The sequence below is a fragment of the Companilactobacillus zhachilii genome (assembly GCF_003606365.2).
Taxonomy (GTDB): domain Bacteria; phylum Bacillota; class Bacilli; order Lactobacillales; family Lactobacillaceae; genus Companilactobacillus; species Companilactobacillus zhachilii.
In genome coordinates this window covers 1,297,852-1,316,648 of record NZ_CP031933.2, presented here as the reverse complement: position 1 = coordinate 1,316,648, position 18,797 = coordinate 1,297,852, and the positions used below count along the sequence as shown (strand labels likewise).

The window sequence follows — 18,797 nt, the reverse complement described above, 5'->3', positions numbered from 1 at the left end:
ATATTCGATATCCAAAATTTTAACCACAAAAAAAGACAAGTTTTCTAAAAAAAATAAGCCTCGATTTGAGAGACTTATATGGCAGTTATTAAATAATAGATTCCACTGAAAGCAATGAATCCATATATACACAATTTAATAATTTTTAAATTCAAATGTTTAACTAAGTGATTTGCCAATATAGTACCAGCAACTGCACCTATAATACCTACAAAAACAAACTTCAAATTAACTAATGTTAAAATTCCACTGGCAAACCGTATACTCGTGATACAAAAAGTATCAATTAGGAAAAAAGTTTGAATACTTGCCAAATAATTTTCTTTGGAATCAGCAATAGTCAAAAAATACAGGGCCATCAACGGACCACCAATTCCAAACAAACCGTTAAAGAATCCTGAAATAATGGCAAAAACAAACATCACATATATTGGAATGCTCTTTAATTTAATTGAATGGATACTCATAATCAAATAATAAGTTGCTAAAACCACCAACAATAATCCTAACAAAAATTTCAAATGACCTGTCGCCATTGATTTACTTAGATACACCGAAAAAAAAGCTGTCGTTATATAAATAATAAATGGCAAAACCAGTCTTTGCCACTTCAAATATTTTCGATAATGCCAAACTACCATTATGTTAGCCACAATCATCGTTAAAGTGGAAACCCCAGCACTTTGATTAATCGGCAATAAATATGGTAAAAAAATCATCATAATAATTCCGGAACCAAAACCGGTCACACCTTGAACAAAACCTGCCATCAAAGCCGCAAACAACATTAAAAATATCCAACCCAAAATATCATTCCTCCTGACTACTATATTACCCTTAAAACAAGTGTTAATTACACATAGCATCCTATTAAAGCGGTTACATTAGTTTTATACTTATATTGAAGACTAGAAAACTTACTTGGAGGATGTAAATAATGGCATATCTACGAAAGCATTCTTTTTATCTAATTGTTGTTTTTATTTTGGCTATTTTTTCCAACAAATTTTTATTTTATGATCTTAATATTTATTTACAGTGGTTCCTAGGAATTATCATGGCCATCAACGGAATGATAATTGTCATTCCCCAAACTTGGTTTTGGACTGAAAATCGTATTGATTATAAAAAATATAGGCAAATAAAGTATTGGACCATAGTCAAAACACACCCTTGGCGCCTATCACTTCAATATTTTTCGGTCTTGATAGTTGCATTTTTACCCCTACGTCCCTTTTGGTGGCAATCGCTTATACTTGCAACAATCGTTTGTATTCTAATGACACCTGTTTATTTAGATTATTTTACCAATGCAAATATATTCAATTTTCGGAAATTATGACAAATAGCTCCAGTAATCTATTTTGAGTTCTTTCTTAAATTTGGCTAGTTGGCCGTCTCTGGGTGCAAGAAATGTTGGCGCTGTGGGGACCGATTGGATCCGGAGAGCGGTCTCCAATCTCGATTTTGAACTTCGCAAAGTGCGCAAATTTCAAAACTCGTCCCGTGGTGTAGGCGCTAAAGCGCCAGCGCCACCTTCACTGCTGCCAACATTTCTTGCACCCAGAGACTAATACATTTATTATTTTTAATACGATGTGACTAACTAATTCGATAAAAAAGTGCTATATTATTTGAAATTGAACGTAAGCAAAAGGCTAGATATTTTTCTGGATTTCCAGAAGAGATACCTAGCCTTTTTTATTTTCAATTCTATAACCAAAATTGAGAGACAACCTTATTTATGGATTACCGGGGCTATTTTTTAAGTTTCTCATTTCACTGATTAAAATGTTCAAAGAGACTATTACCGTTATTCAAAATACTTATAATATGCTGCGAATCAGTCACTTTTACTCCGTTGCGCTCTAACAAACGCTGAAAGTCTGTTAAATTAGCTGTCAAAGATGGCTCAATTGGTAATGATATAACCTGACCATTCTTCAATTTAAAATTTATTTTGAAAAAATCATGACTTATATCAAAAGGACTAACCCGTTGTTTTTTCTGATATTTAAACTCAGCCTCTCTGATGTCAGAATAATTAATCTGTTTAATATCCATCTTTTTTATTCTTAATAACTGCCCCAACTTAATCAAATCATTTTTTGAAAAGTTAAATATTTTTAGACTATTATCGTAAATCACCCAATATGAATTAAAACAAGCTGGTAAAGTAACTGTTAAACCAAAAACTAATACAATCAAAAATACCCAGAAGGGTTGATAGCCAAATCCCGTAAATAATGCACTAACTAAAATTACGACAATAATGGTCCCAATTATTCGTTTCCAAGTAACTTTATTGCCGACGCGAAGAGTTGTTTTCTGATCAAATTTCATCATCACATTCCTCCATCATTAATTATGTGCCATTAAATATATCGCTAAAGTAGTCGAAAAAATCCATAAGCTGACATGCAACGTATAGAATACTTTGCTCGAAAAATCCAAATGTTTTCCCATTCTCATACCACTGGCTAATCCTTCAACCATGATTATTACAAACGAATAGACGCTCAAACCAGTTATACCGATAACAAAACTATTGACCCATGATTGACCATTCATCTTCAAATACATCCCTGTCAAAAAGAACAATATGAAGATGATACTCGGTCCAGTTTCCACAATTTTTCTCATAAGCAATACCTCATTTACTTAGGTCAGGCCCTTTTTCCGGTACGCAATTAACAAGAACAGCAATGTTACTATTAACCAAACTATCATCAGCATCATATCACTGAGACTCCAGCCATTTTTGCCCGTTGCAACGCTTTTAATCATGAAATTCATCATAATTCCAGAATAAGTTGCATCAGATATTCTTGCAGCCAAAGTGCTGAACGATTTAAACATCGGAATGATGGCAAAAATGAACATTAATGGCAAAGTTATGAAACTTGCCACGGTTTGACTTGATACTACTATTGCGACAAAATCACCTATCAATGAACTGATAATCGTCGTAACAATACTTAACAATAAAAATCCCCCAAATGGTAACTGCTGCCAAGAAATTTCACTGACCAACACTGCCAATATGTCCGTTATAACGATGGTCAAAACACTGAATAGCGTCGTTCCCAGCATATACTCACGGCTAGTAACTTGGGAGTTTAGTAAAACAAACAAGGTTTTATTCTCTTTCTCAGTTGCTAAGGGGATTGTCGAAAACATCAAGCCACTCATAACCGTGTTAAACAAAATTGCCATGCTCAATATCCAAATCATTGCTGGACCCCGATTAGCACTGACAATGCCTTTAAAAATGACTACGTAACCGATTGCTAATAATGGGAACATCGCAATTGTTGGATTCTTTACGATTAAGATAGCTCGCAATTTGAACATCAACCACACATTTTTTAACGACAAGTTCATCCCTGTTCTCTCCTTTCGTACAGTCAAATCATATAACGAAAAATCTGTAAAAAGATGTTTTTTTCATGAATCGTGGCTATTTACCGCTGAATTGTACCTAATAGTTGCTTAATTTCAGTAACCTTAGTTCTCGACAAAGGCAACTCGGTCCGTGACTGATTTTTAAGAATAATCGTGTAACTATTTTTCGAATAATTCTCAATTGACAGCACCATTTTTAAATTAACTATGTACGATCGATGACATCTAAAGAAATCTTCTGACACTAATTTGGCCGTCATTTCATTCAAAGTAAAATTAACCGGATAGTATTTCCCAGCAACTGATAAATTAGTAACACCGTTAATGCTTTCAATAAAATCTATCTCAGAAACATCAAAATAAATGATTTGCTCATTACGACGACTGACAATTTTTAGATTATTTTTAGTTGCTGATGAGTCAATCTTTTCTAAGCGGTTATTATTAATTCGATAACAAACAGTGCTCAATTGTTGTAATTCATTCAAAGAAGAAGCCATAACAACGATTGTGATTCCTTTAGTCCGCAGATATTCCACCAATTCCAAATACAACCTCGCACCTGAACTTGTTAATTTACGCAATGGACTCTCCAGTAACAAAATCTTTGGCTGAAATAAATAGATTCGCAACAAGTGTAACCGTTCTTTTTGATCCACTGATAAATTGCTGATTTTAGTTTTCATTTCTGAATCCAAATGAAATATTTCCATTACCTGCTTCAAATCAATTCTAGTTTTAGCTAATTCAAAGAATAACTTCAGATATGTTTTAACAGTCAAATCATCATACATCCCATCAGTATCTCTCTTGAACATCAACTCCGCATTAAGCTGAAAGTTACCTGAACTGGGAAAAATTCTCCCCGAGAGTAAATCTAACAATAACTGGCTTTCTTGATTATCCATCACTAGACCAAGTCGCTCATATTGCTGAATACTCAAAGAATAATGAACCAAATTATTGGCAATGGTCACATCATTTAATTCCACCAAATTCATTGTTAGATTCCTCCTATTTTGATTTGTTTTACTTATTTAAAGTTTAGCAAAAATAATCACTAAAGAATCGATTTAAAAGTATATTCAACACCAATTTTTTTATATTACATCAGATACTCCTCACTTAATGATTTAATATGTAGAATATAATTAATGTGAGCAGATTATTTGCATCACTCCGATATAAGCACTAAATTTAAGTCGAGAAATCAGTTTTGCACAAACAAATTTTAGAAAATCAAATATGTCATACGAAAGGATTTTAATTATGGAAGCAAATTTCAAACCCGCAGCACTAGATTACTTAGAGAACAAAATCCCCAACAACAGCGTTGTCATTTTAACAACTGATGATGGTTCAAATAAATACTCCAGTATTGGTGCAACTTGTGCCTTAGCTGACAAATTTCAACTGATTATCTTAAATCAACCGGATGATAATTTTACTATTCCGATTCAAAACAATGCCAATTATCATCTAACAATGGCCGATTACGAAAAATATTTAGTTAGTGACCAGTTAACGGTTGATTTTGACCACGGTACTTTAACCTTAAAAGACAAAAGCGGTATTCTAGATAACGCTTTATCCGTTATCGATTGGCGCAATGTTAGTCCCGAAAGTGAAAAAGATCGACTCAACAAGATGGTAACTTTGGGCGATCAAATCTGCTAACCAAAAAAGCTATAAGAAAATCATCTTTATTAATTGATGAAATTCTTATAGCTTTTTTTATGACATTTTGAGAATTATTTTCTGATTCTTGGTTTGACCTTCAACTAACATTTTCTGAGCCTTAGCTGCTTGTTCCATCGGCAGTTGCAATATTTTATCATCTAATAACTTTCCGGCCGCAAAACTTTTGTTCAATAAATGACCAGCATTTTGTAATTGCGTTAGAGTGGCATGGCTAATGACAAAACCCTTGATGGACTTAGTACTTGTGTACATTTGACGTACATCAAAAGTGAACTTATTAGTTGATGGTGCCGTGATTAGACCCACTTGTCCACGAAGCTTCAATTTATCAAGATTAGCTTGCAAATCGACTTTACCAGAAGTATCAACGATATAATCAAAAGTTTCCACTATATTTGAAATCGGCTGATGATAATCGTAGGTTGAATCGACACCCTGCTTTGTTAACTTGGCAAAATCTCGTTTATTACTTGTGGTAGCAACATCCAGTCCCAATGGCTTAGCCAACGAAACTAGCTTGGAGCCAACATGTCCAGCAGCACCTTCCACTAACAAACTATGGTCAGGCTCAACTTGTAAAATATCACCTAGTAAAATCGCCGCAGTTGCTGAGGAATGAACTGATGCGACTAATTTAACAGGATCAACTCCATCAGGAACTGCAAAGAGTCGTTCTTTTGGTACAGCGACAAATTCGCTTGTTGTTCCCTGGCGACCGTCATACCCCATACTATTAGTCCAAACTAAATCACCTATTTTAAAATTATCGACTTTAGTTCCCACTTTAACCACAGTTCCGACAGCATCTCTGCCAATTACGAATGGAAAAGCCAGCTTTGTTTTAAAGCCACCAGCACGCACAAAAGTATCAACGAAATTAACTGACACTGCAATTGTCTTCACCAAAACTTCAGAATCAGTCAACTCTGGCATTGGTAAATCCCCGATTATAATTTGATCGATACTACCAGTTTGTTCAATATATGCAGCACGCACTATTTTTTAGCTCCACAATAACCATCACAAGCACATTTCTCATCATCCAACATTGGGCAGTGGCAAACACCATCAGAACTTGCACAACGACAGCCTTCATGGCAAGTCATACCTGCATGACAATATGGATTTGTTTCAGTTTTATCAGTCATAATCTAGCCTCTTTCTAAATAATATAGTAATTATAAATATACTTATATTATATCGCCACAAAGTAATTCTTTAAACTACTATTGTAAACTTGCTGCTAAATCATTAACCAAATCGCTGATTTGATTGCGAACTTGACGGAAGACAACCATTCTTTCAGTTTCAGAGCCAGTAGCTTGAGCTGGATCTTCCAATGGCCAATGTATTTTTTTAACACTTGGCGGTGTCATTGGACAACGATCTTTAGCATCCCCACAAAGAGTGACCACCACGTCACAATCATTGAGAAAATCATTATCAATTATCTTAGATTTATTCTTTGAAAGATCAATCCCAACCTCAGCCATTGCTGTGATTGCTAAAGGATTAACTCCATGTGCTTCAATTCCGGCGCTTTCAACTTGCCATTCATTACTAAAAGCTTTTTTAGCAAAACCTTCTGCCATCTGACTTCGACAAGAATTTCCTGTACAAATGAAATAAATTTTCTTCATATTAATACCCCGTTTACTTTATAGCTAGATTATTAACTAAGCTGGACTCTTTTTCAATTAAATTCAGACTATAAGCTAAATATTTGTACGCTTGGCACAAATGATGTATATTAAAAATTGTAATAAAGGTTTTGTACAAATTAGTTTTGTACAAGCTAATAAAATACCGTATTAGAAAGGACCTTTAACCATGAAAATTAATATTAAACCAGAAGCAATCACATACTTAGAAAATAAAAATGTTCCAACCGATGCAACTATTATTCTTACAACTGATGATGGTTCCAACAAGTACTCTAGTCTTGGTGGTAGCTGTGCTATCGGTGACAAGTTCCAACTAGTTATTTTGAAAGACGCCGATCCAAAATATACCGTTGAATTAGAAAACGAGGCTGGATTTAACCTAAGCACATCCCCATCTGATGCTGATTTGATGACAAATGGCTTGAACATCTCACTTTGGCACAATGCATTAGCCTTGAAAGATAATAGCGGTATCTTAGACGGTGCTTTATCAGTAGTCGACTGGAGAAATGTTAAACCTGAGACTGAAGCTGAACGTCGTGAAAAAATGCTTAGTTTAGGCGATAAAATTTGTTAATTACTAAATAAATAACCTTCCAAACTACTACAAGTTTGAAAGGTTATTTTTGTGTGTATTTATTAAAACTTAAATAACATACGATGCAGCGACCCATTCATTAGTTGCAACGCGATAATATGTTACTCCATCAACAGACTTACTTTGGTCTGTTTGCCATGAAGTATTATTACCTAATGCACGATTGGTAACAACTTTCATTGAGCCGTCATCTTGCAAAGCCATCAATTGAACAAAACTGGCATTGCTATTTTTAACTTTAATAACGTTCATATTACTATTGGCACTGCTTTGACTGGAACTAGTATTATCAGTCAAGTACTGAGCAGCAACCCACTCGTTAGTTGCGACACGATAATATGTCACACCATCGACCGATTTAGTTTGGTCTGTTTGCCAAGCTGAATGATTACTCAAGGCACGATTACTGATTGTTTTTACAACACTACCATCAGCACTAATTGATACAAGTGGTACAAAACTACCAGAAGCATTATTTACATTAATAACTGATTTACTACTTACAGTCGTGCCAGTCGACGAACTACCTGTCGAAGTAGAACCACTGTCAGTTGTAGTCGAACCGGTATTTGCTGAACCAGTCGTTGATTGATAACTTGTAAAGAAGTTATCGTATAACTCAGAAACATCAAAATTACCATAACTACCACTAAATTGGTATGAACTTGACCATTGCCAACCGTGATTTCCGGTATACCAATCTTGGCCAGTTGGATCATATGGATAGGCAGCAATCCAGCCTTGATCAACATTCATTACTGAACCGACCCATGAACCCATGGTGTAGATTGTGGAACGATAACCATACTTAGCAACCTCATTCATAAAGGCAGCATTATCTGCATTGTTTTGTGATACTGAACTAGCACTCTGTTCAGAACTTTCAACATCAGCAGCTAATACAGCTCCACTTGGTAGACCGTCAGCCTTAGCAGTTTGGGCAGCATAATCTGCCTCAGCAATTGCTCCAGCCACAGAACTATAATGAGCATAATGATAACCATTGATATATAACCCCGCAGCTTGAGCCGTCTTGATATTATTAGCAGCGGTAGCATCTTTAAAAGAGTTACCTTCACTAATCTTAGTAACAGCAGCTTTTACACCGTAGTTATTATACATGTCTTGAAAATTAGCAACCGTCATAGCACCGTTGTTATTTGAGACATCAACCATATCAGTTCTGGCTGCATCAACAGTTGTCACACCAAAAAATAAGACTACCAAAGACATCACAGCCGTTAATGCTGCAATAAACCTTTTCTTCAAAACCATAACCTCTTCTCCCTTTTGTTGCCATCGCAACATAGAGGAGTATAATTCAAGTTTTTTGATTTTGATTAAAAGTTACACATCTGTGTAGGAACGGTAATAAAAGTTACTAAAATGTAATTAAATAGTAAAATATTAGTCTAATATCTAATCAAATGAATAAGAGTAAATTTATAATTAAATTTATTTAATATTGATTCAAAAACAAAAAATGAACTAACCGGAAAGAGCAAGAAATTTTGGTCGCTGTGCAGGTGGCGTTAGCACTTTAGTGCGTACACCACGGGACGAATTTTGAAACTCGTGATTTGTGAGAGGTTCAAAATCGAGACAAAAGGCCTTGGCTTTTATCGGTCCCCATAGCGACCTAAACTTCTTGCTCTTGGAGGTGGATACCAAACAAATATTTATTATTTTTTAATAACGTTTTTAATTTTTCTTGGTATCGAACCGGTTCGATAAACTAAAATTAGAGTGAATTAAGTACCAGTTGCAGACCAATTTACAACACTTTAATTTTCACCCTTCATTATTATCACGAAATATATTTCAAATTGATTCCCACTCTACTTAATTCAACAATATTTTTGAGGGGATGTTTTTAATGTTACATTATTTCGATTTAAAACGACCTGCAAAATTAGGACTTTCCATCGATGAACAAAAAAGTCGCTGGTTCAAGGAATTTCTCAAGTCCTTCTTGGTCGTTTTCTTTGTTTACTTCTGTATGTATTTGATACGGAACAACTTGTCAGCTGCACAACCACTTTTGGTTAAGCAAGGCATTTCAACCACTGCTTTAGGTTGGATCGGTTACGGATTCTCGCTTGCTTACGGAATTGGAAAAACCGTTTTAGGGTATGTAGTCGATGGTAAGAATACTAAACGTTTCATGTCATTCTTACTTATCTTAGCTGCCATTATGACTTTGGTTATTGGTGTTGCTTTATTAATGAACCAAGCTCCGGTCGGTTTGATTTTAGTTCTTTGGTCATTAAATGGTATCTTCCAATCACCTGGTGGTTCAGCTTCACTCTCCACTATCTCACGTTGGACGACAACAACAACTCGTGGACGTTATATTGGTATCTGGAATATTTCACACGAATTTGGTGGTGCCGTTGCTGGTGTTATTGCACTTTGGGGTGCTAATCATTTATTCAGTGGTAACGTTGGTGGAATGTTCATCTTTCCAGCCGTTATCGGATTAATCGTTGGTTTCTGGGGACTATTTTTCGGAGCCGATGATCCTCAAGAATTAGGCTGGGACTCCAGTGAAGTTATCTTTGGAGAAAACGTTTCAAAAGCTGATGAGTCAGCTGCAAAAATGAGTAAATGGGATATCTTTAAGACTTTTGTTATGAAGAGTCCTTGGGTTTGGCTACTTTGCATCGCCAACGTCTTTGTTTATGTTGTCAGAATTGGGATTGTCAATTGGGCACCATTGTATACTGTTCAACAACTTCACTTTACCGTTGCACAAGGTGCTAATACCTTGTTGCTTTTCCAATTAGGTGGAATTATCGGTAGTGTTGTCTGGGGCTGGTTCTCCGATCTTCTCAAAGGACGCCGAGCCGTTGTATCTATTATTTGTTTAGCTTTAACAGCTTTCGTCGTTTTAGGCTATCGTTATGGTACAACTCCGATGATGATCAATACTTCACTATTCTTCTTAGGAATGTTGATCTATGGACCACAACTATTGATTGGTGTCTCTGTTATCAGCTTTGTTCCTAAAAATGCTTTAAATGTATCTGACGGTCTAACTGGTACTTTTGCTTACATCTTTGGTGATCTAATGGCACAAGTTGGATTTGCGGCAATTGCTGATCCTAAAGCTAATGGTCTATCAATGTTGGGAATGAACTTACACGGTTGGAACGATACATTTATCGTCTTCTATTTGGCGGTAATTTTAAGTATTATTGTCTTAGCAATCATTGCTATTGGAGAGGAAAAACGTATTCGTCAACAATTATCAATTAATAAATAATGTATTAAAATGAGAGAGTGTGACAAAACATGGTCAGCTTTCGAGCATTAAGGCAAACAATACCCGTAATCCGATTTTGGATTGCGGGTATTGTTTGGTTTAAGCGGAAAAAGCTATGTTTTGTTGCACGTTTATGCTGCATATTTGAAACAAAAATAGTTATGTCACGGCCCCTTCGTTTGGTTTAAGTGGAAAAATTATATTTTGTTAGAAGTTCATGCTGCATATTTAAAATATATACAGCACTATTATTGAATCGGTTAATTACATTATATTAAAAATAACAAATGCATTAGTCTCTGGGTACAAGAAATATTGGCAGCAGTGAAGGTGGTGTTATAGCTTTAGCCATTACACCACGGAACGAGTTTTAAAATTCGCGTACTTTGCGAAGTTCAAAATCGAGCTCGGAGACCTTGGCTCCGGGCGGTCCCCACAGTGCCAATATTTCTTGTACCCAGAGACGGAAACCAACCAAATTTAAGCCTTTTTGATAAAATCTTTTTTAATTTAACGTTATAATCAATTTGACATTTGTTAATCCCTATTTAAGAAGGTAGCTCCAATGCGTAAACATAACAAAAGCAATTCCAAACGTCGTTATCTCACTATAACTTCAATCGTTATCTTACTATTAATAATCCTCTTATATTCGTGGACTCAACACAAGAATTCTATCTCAACGGCCAAACCAGACCCAACTATGGCACCGATTATTATGATTCCTGGAAGTGATGCCGACAATAATGTGTTAGATGGATTGATTAATAATGTAAATAACCGCTACAAGGAACATCACGATGTTTTAAAAGTGACTGTTAGTACCGATAATCATTTAAGCTACAGTGGTCACATTTCCAGCAAGGAGAAGAATCCTTACATCGTTGTTGGATTTGAAAATAATCAAGATGGTTTGGAGAATGTAAAAAAACAAACCGCTTGGTTCAATATTGCTTTCAATGATTTACAACAAAAATATCACTTCAAAACATTTAATGCCTTTGGTCATTCTAATGGCAGTCTTATTTGGACTTACTTTCTAGAGGACTACTTCCAGAAATATCAGCGAGTCCAGATCAAACACTTAATGACTGTTGGAGCTCCCTATAATTTTGAAGAAAAAAGTCATTCAGAACGAACAGAAATGTTAGATCAACTTATAAAAAATAAAGCCAACCTGCCAAAATCATTGAGCTATTATTCTATTGCTGGCACAGAACAGTACACTGACGACGGCATTGTCCCTCTTAGCAGTGTTGATGCTGGTAAGTTTATTTATCAGGACCAAATTAAACACTATATGTTCATAACTTTGACGGGCTCAAATGCTCAACATTCAGATATGTTAACGAACCCACAGTTCATTACACTATTCCATCAATTTATCATTAAGAGCAGTGAAAAAATGGCTAAGAGCACTAAAAAATAAATTATGATATAATACCAATAATTAAGATTAAGGAGTTCGTTTATGACAAATACAAATAATAGCCTGGATATTGTTGCCTAACCGGAAGGTTTGCGACAATTTCTAATCAAACCTTCCGAAAGTGATCTGTTAACTTTTAGGAGGAAAATATTTTGAGTTTAAATAAAAACATTATTATTAGAAACGAAACACCAGCTGACTATCGAGCAGTTGAAGAAATGACACGCGAAGCATTTTGGAATTTATATGTCCCCGGTTGTGGTGAACATTATTTGACACACATTTTACGTTCACATCCGGATTTTATTCCCGAATTAGACTTAATTGTCGAGATGAATGGACAAATTATCGGTAACGTTATGTACACCAAAGCTACCTTGACTGATGAAAATGGCAACGTAAAACCTATCCTTACCTTCGGACCTGTCTGTATCAAGAAGGAATTTCAACGCCAAGGATATAGCAAGAAGTTATTGGATGCATCATTCAAAATTGCACGCAAGTTAAATTACGAAGCAATTGTCATTTTTGGTATGCCAAGTAATTATGTTGGTCGTGGCTTTGAAAGTTGCTATAAATACAATGTAACAATGAATCAGACATATCCTACCGCTATGCTAGTGAAGGAGTTAGTTCCCGATTCATTGAAGGGCCATCATTGGTCATATCAAGAGAGTGCCGCCTTAGAAATCAATCAAGAAAAAATTGATCAATTCGACAAAGGTTTTGAACCTAAGATAAAAAAATGGCAACCTAGTCAAGAAGAGTTTTATATTATTAGTCATTCAACAATACAATAACAGTAACTAACAAAACAATGACAGTAACTAACAAAACAATGACAGTAACTAACAAAACAATGGCACCAGTAATCCAAAATCGGATTGCTGGTGCCATTTTGTTTTAAGCGGAAAAATCCATGTTATTGCTAAAGAAATTTTTCTCAGATAACTTACATTTCATCTTTAAAAAAGTTCTCCAAAAACTTAGCTAAACCATCATTATCATTGGTATCTGTTTCATAATTGGCAATTTTTTTAACTTCAGCCAAGGCGTTGCCCATAGCAACTGAATACTTGGCTTCTTTCATCATACCAACATCATTCATTCCGTCACCGAAAACAAAGGTGTGATCAGCGTCCACTCCACGTTCCAATTGAATCCTTCTGACTGCTGTCCCCTTGTCTGTCTTTAGAGGAATCATTTCGATATTATCAACACCAGATGAAGACAAACGTAACAATTTAGTTTCCGCCATTTTTTCACGGGCCTGATTGAGTTCCGACATGTTACCTCGACTCAAAACGACCCCATTAGTTATTTCTGACTCAACTTCTTTTAATTCAGCAAAACTTTTAATCTCTCTATATCCAAATGCTTCATCAAAATTACCAGTATTTTGAGCAATGAAACGAGGTATTTTTTCCGTAAAGTAGGCCTCTTCTGGTGTAAATAACATCATTGGTAACTTGTTGACCTGCGTAACCTCATACGCCAATTCGACCGCTTTACCCCCTAAATGAGTGATCTCCTGACCAGCAGGTCCATCAAAAACAGCCCCATTTGACGTAATCATATGTACATTGGGGTTCAATAAACCTTGAGTAATCTTTGCCAATTCATACATTCTACCTGTAGAAATATAAAACATTATGTCATGTCTTTGTAAACGTTCAATCGTTGACTTGGTACGAACAGAGATATGCTTATGATCACAAAGTAAAGTTCCATCAAGATCCATAAATACTAAATATTTTGGCATTGTATCATCCTCGCATAAATAAATTAATTATCTACTCTATTGTAGCAAATTATTGAAATCGGTTACTATTTTTCTGGGAAGAACCGAAAAATATTTGACGAGGCAGACTCTAATCGGTCTCTCTCGCAATTTTGGTTATAGAATCGAATATAAAAAAAAGCTAGATATATTTTCCTTGTATAATAAATCCAGAAAAAACATCTAACCTTTTACTTATATTCAATTTCAAATAATGTGTAATCCTTTTATCGAATCAATTAGTTATACCATATAAAAAACAAAGAATGTATTAGTCTCTGGGTGCAAGAAATGTTGGCAGCAGTGACGGTGGTGTTATGGATTTAGCCATTACACCACGGGACGAGTTTTGAAATTCGCGCACTTTGCGAAGTTCAAAATCGAGGTTCGAGACCGCTTTTCGGCTCGAACCGGTCCCCACAGCGTCAACATTTCTTGCACCCAGAGACGGCAACCAACAAAATCGGATTACGAATTTTATTTGTTTCAATGACCAAAAGTTGACTTTGTTTGTCACACTCTCCCGCATTTTATATTCAATTTCCATTATTTAAACTGTTAATTCAATTTGGTTTCCTTCAGGGTCACAAACAACACTTTCATAATAACCATCTCCAGTTGTCCGAGGACCACTGAGATGCTTATATCCGGCGGCTGCAATTTCTTTAGTTAAATTGTCAACATTCTCTTTAGAACCAAGTGACATAGCCAAATGCATATACCCCAAAGGATACCCTTGCTCGTGATGACGATTTAAATCTTCCCGCGTTCCAACTTCCAAGCGTGCTCCATCTGGAAATGTTAAGAAACGTGATGAAAATGTGGTTACTGGATTATGATATTTTTCCGAAGCAGTCGCATCAAAAAATGTTTGATAAAACTCAACCGTGCGCTCCAGATCTTTAACAAATAACCCAACATGTTCAATTCTCATAAAATAGACCCCTCTAATCTAATTTTCGATACTTGAATTTGTTTGTATAACTAACTTTTTGTCCTGCCTGTAAAATGGTATTACCAAAGTCCTCATGATTGATTGCGTCTGGTAACGTCATCAACTCCATAGCAATGGAACTGTAATCATTGGCGCCGGCTCTTTGTTGATCAATTGGACTGGCCGTGAAAATAACTAGTCCGTTACGATCAGTATAGAAATCAACAGCCCGCTGACTATCTTTCAACGTTGCAGCCTTATCATGCACTACATAAGCATCATCAAATTCAAATTTATCCAGTGGTTTTAACTGCTTTAATCCTTGACCAATTTTTTTGAAATTCTTAAAATCATACGCATTAGTAACGGCCAACATCTTCCCAGTTGGTAGTTTTTCACTGTCCATATCTAAGAAATGCTTAGCATTGATACGTAGTTGTTGCTGTCTAATATTTCCATCGTCCAAATCGAAATAAACGTGGCAACTTGGATTAAACAATGTATCGTGATTCGTTTGACCACTGTAAGTAATTGACACTTCATCATCATCACTCAATGCATAACGTATCTTAACTTTTAATTCACCGGGAAAACCATCCTCGCCAGCAACTGTGTGCGTAAAAACAACCGAATTATCGGAGTCGACTGTGCCGTCGAAATTCTGAGTTTGTAAACCATTTTTCCCGCTATGAATGATATTTTTGCCGTCATTAGGTGTCAATTGGTAGTCGACATTATTAATTTGAAAATGAGACTTAGTAATACGACCGGCAACACGACCAATAGTTTTTCCAACTTCATATGGTGTTTTTACATAATCATTCAAATTATCAAAATGTTCAATTAATGAATGTTTGACACCATCCTCAACAACCTCAAAGTTTTGCCAAGTTGCGGCATAACTTAAAACGCTAATACTTGTTTGATTTTTATTAGTTATTTTATAGAGAGAAACTTCTTTTCCGTCTGTTTCCCCAAAATATTTCTTTACTACTACCATTTATCGTCCGAACCCTCAATCATCTAAAACTTTTTTTTATCCATTTCTTTCTTGATATTATCCAAAGTAACCTCAGATGTATCATTGAAGTTAATGTCAGCTTCATGCAAGACCTTCGGATCACCAATACCAACAGAAATAGCGCCAGAACCATTGATGGATGTGACACCTGCCGAGGCATCTTCCAAACCAATGCATTCTTCTGGTTTCAAGTTTAAGACTTCAGCTGCACGAGTATAAATTTCAGGATCAGGTTTTCCATGTTTCAAAGTTGCAGGATCAACTTTTTCATCAAAATATTGCGCTAAACCTAATTTTTCCAAAACTAGTGGTGAATTCTTTGATGATGATGCTAATGAAATCAAGTAATGATGTGCTGCTAGATCCTTAATGAAATCTTCCATACCAGGTAAAATTTCTGACTTGTCTAAAGTATCAAGCAATTTCAAATAATTATCGTTCTTTTCTTCAGCATACTTAATCTTCTCATCTTCGGTATAGTCATTCTCTTTACCACCATACTTCAAAATAAGATTGAGCGAATCCATACGACCGACGCCCTTAAGTTGATTACCTAAATCTTCGGTCCATGTTACACCCAATTCATCAGCTAATTGATGCCATGCTTTAGCATGATAAACTGATGTATTAGCAATAACTCCATCTAGATCGAATAAAAATCCTTTAACCTGTGCGAATTTAACCATATTAGCGCGCTCCTTCTTTTGATAAAAAGATGCCTGAACTAATAATCATCCAGACACCCGTATTCTACAATTATTTCAACATTAATGGTTCATTATAAACTTGGATCTGAAGTGGCTCTCCAGAAATAAGTTTGAAGTGTGGTCCATCATTATCGACAGCAACTTCAATTACTCGACCTCTAAAGACTTGTCTAAATGAGTAGCTGTTCCATTTCTTAGGTAAGAAAGGTTTATAACTCAAAGATCCATCGTCATGTACTCGCATACCAGCAAATCCTTGAACCATTGCCAACCAGCCACCGGTCATTGAAGTAATATGTAAACCATCTGCGGTGTCATTATTATAATTGTCTAAGTCTAGTCTAGCGGTTCTCTCATATAATGCAACCGCTTTCTCCTCGTAGTGCAAATCAGCAGCTAAAACAGAGTGAATTGCGGGAGAAAGACTTGATTCATGCACTGTCAATGGTTCATAGAAATCGAAATTACGTTTCTTTTCACGTTCTGAAAAGTCATCGATAAAGTCCCAGATACCTTGTAAGACATCACCTTGTTTGATATATGGAGAACGTAAAATTTTATCCCAAGACCAGTGTTGATTAATTGGCAACTGATCCTTTGGAATAGCACTTACCGGCTTGATGTCTTTATCCAAGAAGCCGTCATGTTGCACAAAAATACCTAGATCTTCGTCATATGGCAAATACATTTTGTCTACAATATCTTGCCATTGTTTCATTTCAGCATCTGAAACTTTCAACTTAGCAAACTGTTCTTTAGTTACTTCACCAAGAATTTGTAAAGTATACTTCAAAGTCCATTTGGCTAAGAAATTGGTATACCAGTTATTATCAACATTATTCTCATATTCATCCGGTCCCGTAACGCCATGGATCATATATTCACCGTTACGCTTACTAAAGTGAACTCGATCAGCCCAAAAGCGTGACATTTCTGTCAAAAGCTTACTACCTTCATTGAGAACAAAGGATTTATCACCGGTATAACGAGTGTAATTATAAATGGCAAAGGCAATATCACCATTACGATGAATTTCCTCAAAGGTGATTTCCCATTCGTTATGACATTCGATTCCATTGAATGTCACCATTGGGAACAAAGCACCTTTTAGACCTTGTTGTTGCGCATTGATATAAGCACCATTTAACTGGTTATAACGATACATCAAAAGGTTTCTGGCAACTTCAGGTTTTGAAATACCCAAGTAAACTGGTATACAGAAAGCTTCGGTATCCCAATAAGTTGCTCCACCATACTTTTCACCGGTGAAACCTTTTGGACCAATATTGAGTCGTGAATCTTCTCCAGAATACGTTGTAAATAAACCAAATAGATTAAAGCGCATCCCTTGTTGAGCGTCAGTATCACCGTCAATCTTAATATCAGATTGATTCCAACGGTCAGCCCAAACATTTTCATGCTCACGATAAAGATCTTCATAAGAGACAGTAGCTACTCGAGAACTAATCCCCTCAAGTGCATCACGAATATCATCAATATCTTGATAATCACGAGAAGTTACGACGATGACACGTTTCTCAATTGTACCAGCCTCTTTTGGAGCTAAAACTTTTTCAAATGTTTTACTTGTTTCTAAATCAGTAATATTAGAGTCAGTTTCAGGCAAATCGGTAACATATGCTACTTGCATGCCAGATGTAAAACGTGGTGTACCAAAATCATTAGGCTTTGTTTCAGCAATCAAGCTATTATCAGTGATTTCCAAAACATTCCAAAAATGTTCATCATAATTAGCATCTTCATTTTTAACATTGGCATCTAAAGCTGAAATAACCTTAATATCAACCTTTTCATCTGATAAATTTTCAAAGCTAACTTTTTGAACCGAAAGTTCTTTCCGAGCAACGCTTAAAAATCTCACAAAATTAAATTTAACTTTGCTACCATCTTTATCCACGATAAATGAACGAGTTAAAGTAGCATCTTTCATATTTAAGTCCAATGTAAAGTCACTAATTGAATCCTTATTCAAATCCAATTGTGAACCATTGATCAAAAAGTTCATTTTAATAAAATTGACGGCATTAATGACCTTACCGAAATACTTAGGGTAACCATTTTTCCACCAGCCGACACGAGTCTTATCAGGATACCAAATACCTGCCAAGTAAATTCCAGGAAGACTGTCTCCAGTGTAATCTTCCTCAAAATTTCCTCTCATCCCCATATAACCATTTCCTAAGCTGGTCAAACTTTCTTGAAGACGTTTATTCTCTTTATCTAATTTGTGAGTTACAACGTTCCAAGGATCTACTTCAAAAATTCTTTGCAT

At 35.6% G+C, this 18,797-nt stretch carries 19 protein-coding genes; 5 read left to right on the top strand and 14 right to left on the bottom strand.

Annotated features, from left to right (window positions below; translation table 11 throughout):
* Positions 1-74: 74 nt before the first annotated feature.
* From D1B17_RS05980 to D1B17_RS05960, 5 genes are all read right to left on the bottom strand, one after another.
* A complete protein-coding gene (locus D1B17_RS05980; protein WP_205880157.1) occupies positions 75-806 on the bottom strand; it encodes a sulfite exporter TauE/SafE family protein in 732 nt (243 codons plus the stop codon).
* A 973-nt stretch (positions 807-1,779) separates the two neighbouring features.
* A complete protein-coding gene (locus tag D1B17_RS05975) occupies positions 1,780-2,346 on the bottom strand; it encodes an aromatic acid exporter family protein (RefSeq protein ID WP_120142573.1) in 567 nt (188 codons plus the stop codon).
* Positions 2,347-2,361: 15 nt separating this feature from the next.
* On the bottom strand, positions 2,362-2,643 hold the full coding sequence (locus D1B17_RS05970; RefSeq protein ID WP_120142574.1) for a LasU family protein: 282 nt from the start codon (positions 2,641-2,643) through the stop codon (positions 2,362-2,364).
* Positions 2,644-2,661: 18 nt separating this feature from the next.
* Positions 2,662-3,384, bottom strand: a complete 723-nt coding sequence (locus D1B17_RS05965) for a hypothetical protein (protein ID WP_120142575.1) — start codon at positions 3,382-3,384, stop codon at positions 2,662-2,664.
* 80 nt (positions 3,385-3,464) lie between these two features.
* Complete coding sequence (locus D1B17_RS05960) at positions 3,465-4,406, bottom strand: LytTR family transcriptional regulator DNA-binding domain-containing protein (protein ID WP_120142576.1); 942 nt, start codon at positions 4,404-4,406, stop codon at positions 3,465-3,467.
* 244 nt (positions 4,407-4,650) lie between these two features.
* Between D1B17_RS05960 and D1B17_RS05955 the strand changes: the two genes are divergently transcribed.
* Entirely contained in the window at positions 4,651-5,082 is a 432-nt protein-coding gene (locus D1B17_RS05955; protein ID WP_276606960.1) for an iron-sulfur cluster biosynthesis family protein, read from the top strand.
* Positions 5,083-5,139: 57 nt separating this feature from the next.
* On the opposite strand, the gene D1B17_RS05950 is transcribed toward D1B17_RS05955, so the two are convergent.
* The 3 genes from D1B17_RS05950 to arsC all read right to left on the bottom strand — a co-directional run bounded on the left by D1B17_RS05950 (position 5,140) and on the right by arsC (position 6,746).
* The gene (locus D1B17_RS05950; RefSeq protein WP_120142578.1) at positions 5,140-6,102 is read right to left on the bottom strand and encodes an alcohol dehydrogenase catalytic domain-containing protein; all 963 of its coding nucleotides are present in this window, start codon (positions 6,100-6,102) and stop codon (positions 5,140-5,142) included.
* Positions 6,102-6,254, bottom strand: coding sequence for a hypothetical protein (locus tag D1B17_RS12590; RefSeq protein WP_166806632.1), 153 nt, complete (start codon positions 6,252-6,254; stop codon positions 6,102-6,104). The genes D1B17_RS05950 and D1B17_RS12590 overlap by 1 nt, the downstream gene beginning before the upstream one ends.
* 78 nt (positions 6,255-6,332) lie before the next feature.
* On the bottom strand, positions 6,333-6,746 hold the full coding sequence (arsC, locus tag D1B17_RS05945) for an arsenate reductase (thioredoxin) (protein WP_120142579.1): 414 nt from the start codon (positions 6,744-6,746) through the stop codon (positions 6,333-6,335).
* 190 nt (positions 6,747-6,936) lie between these two features.
* Between arsC and D1B17_RS05940 the strand changes: the two genes are divergently transcribed.
* A complete protein-coding gene (locus tag D1B17_RS05940; RefSeq protein ID WP_120142580.1) occupies positions 6,937-7,347 on the top strand; it encodes an iron-sulfur cluster biosynthesis family protein in 411 nt (136 codons plus the stop codon).
* A 69-nt stretch (positions 7,348-7,416) separates the two neighbouring features.
* Here D1B17_RS05940 and D1B17_RS05935 read toward each other — a convergent pair whose 3' ends face one another.
* A complete protein-coding gene (locus D1B17_RS05935) occupies positions 7,417-8,643 on the bottom strand; it encodes a GH25 family lysozyme (RefSeq protein WP_120142581.1) in 1,227 nt (408 codons plus the stop codon).
* 601 nt (positions 8,644-9,244) lie between these two features.
* On the opposite strand from D1B17_RS05935, the gene uhpT reads away from it, so the two are divergent.
* The 3 genes from uhpT to D1B17_RS05920 all read left to right on the top strand — a co-directional run bounded on the left by uhpT (position 9,245) and on the right by D1B17_RS05920 (position 12,862).
* The gene (gene uhpT, locus D1B17_RS05930; RefSeq protein WP_120142582.1) at positions 9,245-10,633 is read left to right on the top strand and encodes a hexose-6-phosphate:phosphate antiporter; all 1,389 of its coding nucleotides are present in this window, start codon (positions 9,245-9,247) and stop codon (positions 10,631-10,633) included.
* A 565-nt stretch (positions 10,634-11,198) separates the two neighbouring features.
* Positions 11,199-12,062 (top strand): alpha/beta hydrolase, encoded by an 864-nt coding sequence (locus D1B17_RS05925; RefSeq protein ID WP_120142583.1) that lies wholly within the window; start codon positions 11,199-11,201, stop codon positions 12,060-12,062.
* A gap of 218 nt (positions 12,063-12,280) precedes the next feature.
* A complete protein-coding gene (locus D1B17_RS05920) occupies positions 12,281-12,862 on the top strand; it encodes a GNAT family N-acetyltransferase (RefSeq protein ID WP_120144259.1) in 582 nt (193 codons plus the stop codon).
* A gap of 152 nt (positions 12,863-13,014) precedes the next feature.
* Here the strand turns inward: D1B17_RS05920 and D1B17_RS05915 are convergent, their stop codons facing one another.
* From D1B17_RS05915 to D1B17_RS05895, 5 genes are all read right to left on the bottom strand, one after another.
* Complete coding sequence (locus D1B17_RS05915; protein WP_120142584.1) at positions 13,015-13,824, bottom strand: HAD family hydrolase; 810 nt, start codon at positions 13,822-13,824, stop codon at positions 13,015-13,017.
* Between the two features lie 568 nt (positions 13,825-14,392).
* Positions 14,393-14,776 (bottom strand): VOC family protein, encoded by a 384-nt coding sequence (locus D1B17_RS05910; RefSeq protein ID WP_120142586.1) that lies wholly within the window; start codon positions 14,774-14,776, stop codon positions 14,393-14,395.
* Between the two features lie 13 nt (positions 14,777-14,789).
* The gene (locus tag D1B17_RS05905) at positions 14,790-15,776 is read right to left on the bottom strand and encodes an aldose epimerase family protein (protein WP_120142587.1); all 987 of its coding nucleotides are present in this window, start codon (positions 15,774-15,776) and stop codon (positions 14,790-14,792) included.
* Between the two features lie 23 nt (positions 15,777-15,799).
* Positions 15,800-16,483, bottom strand: coding sequence for a beta-phosphoglucomutase (gene pgmB, locus D1B17_RS05900; protein ID WP_120142588.1), 684 nt, complete (start codon positions 16,481-16,483; stop codon positions 15,800-15,802).
* Between the two features lie 70 nt (positions 16,484-16,553).
* On the bottom strand, positions 16,554-18,797 hold the full coding sequence (locus D1B17_RS05895) for a glycoside hydrolase family 65 protein (RefSeq protein ID WP_120142589.1): 2,244 nt from the start codon (positions 18,795-18,797) through the stop codon (positions 16,554-16,556).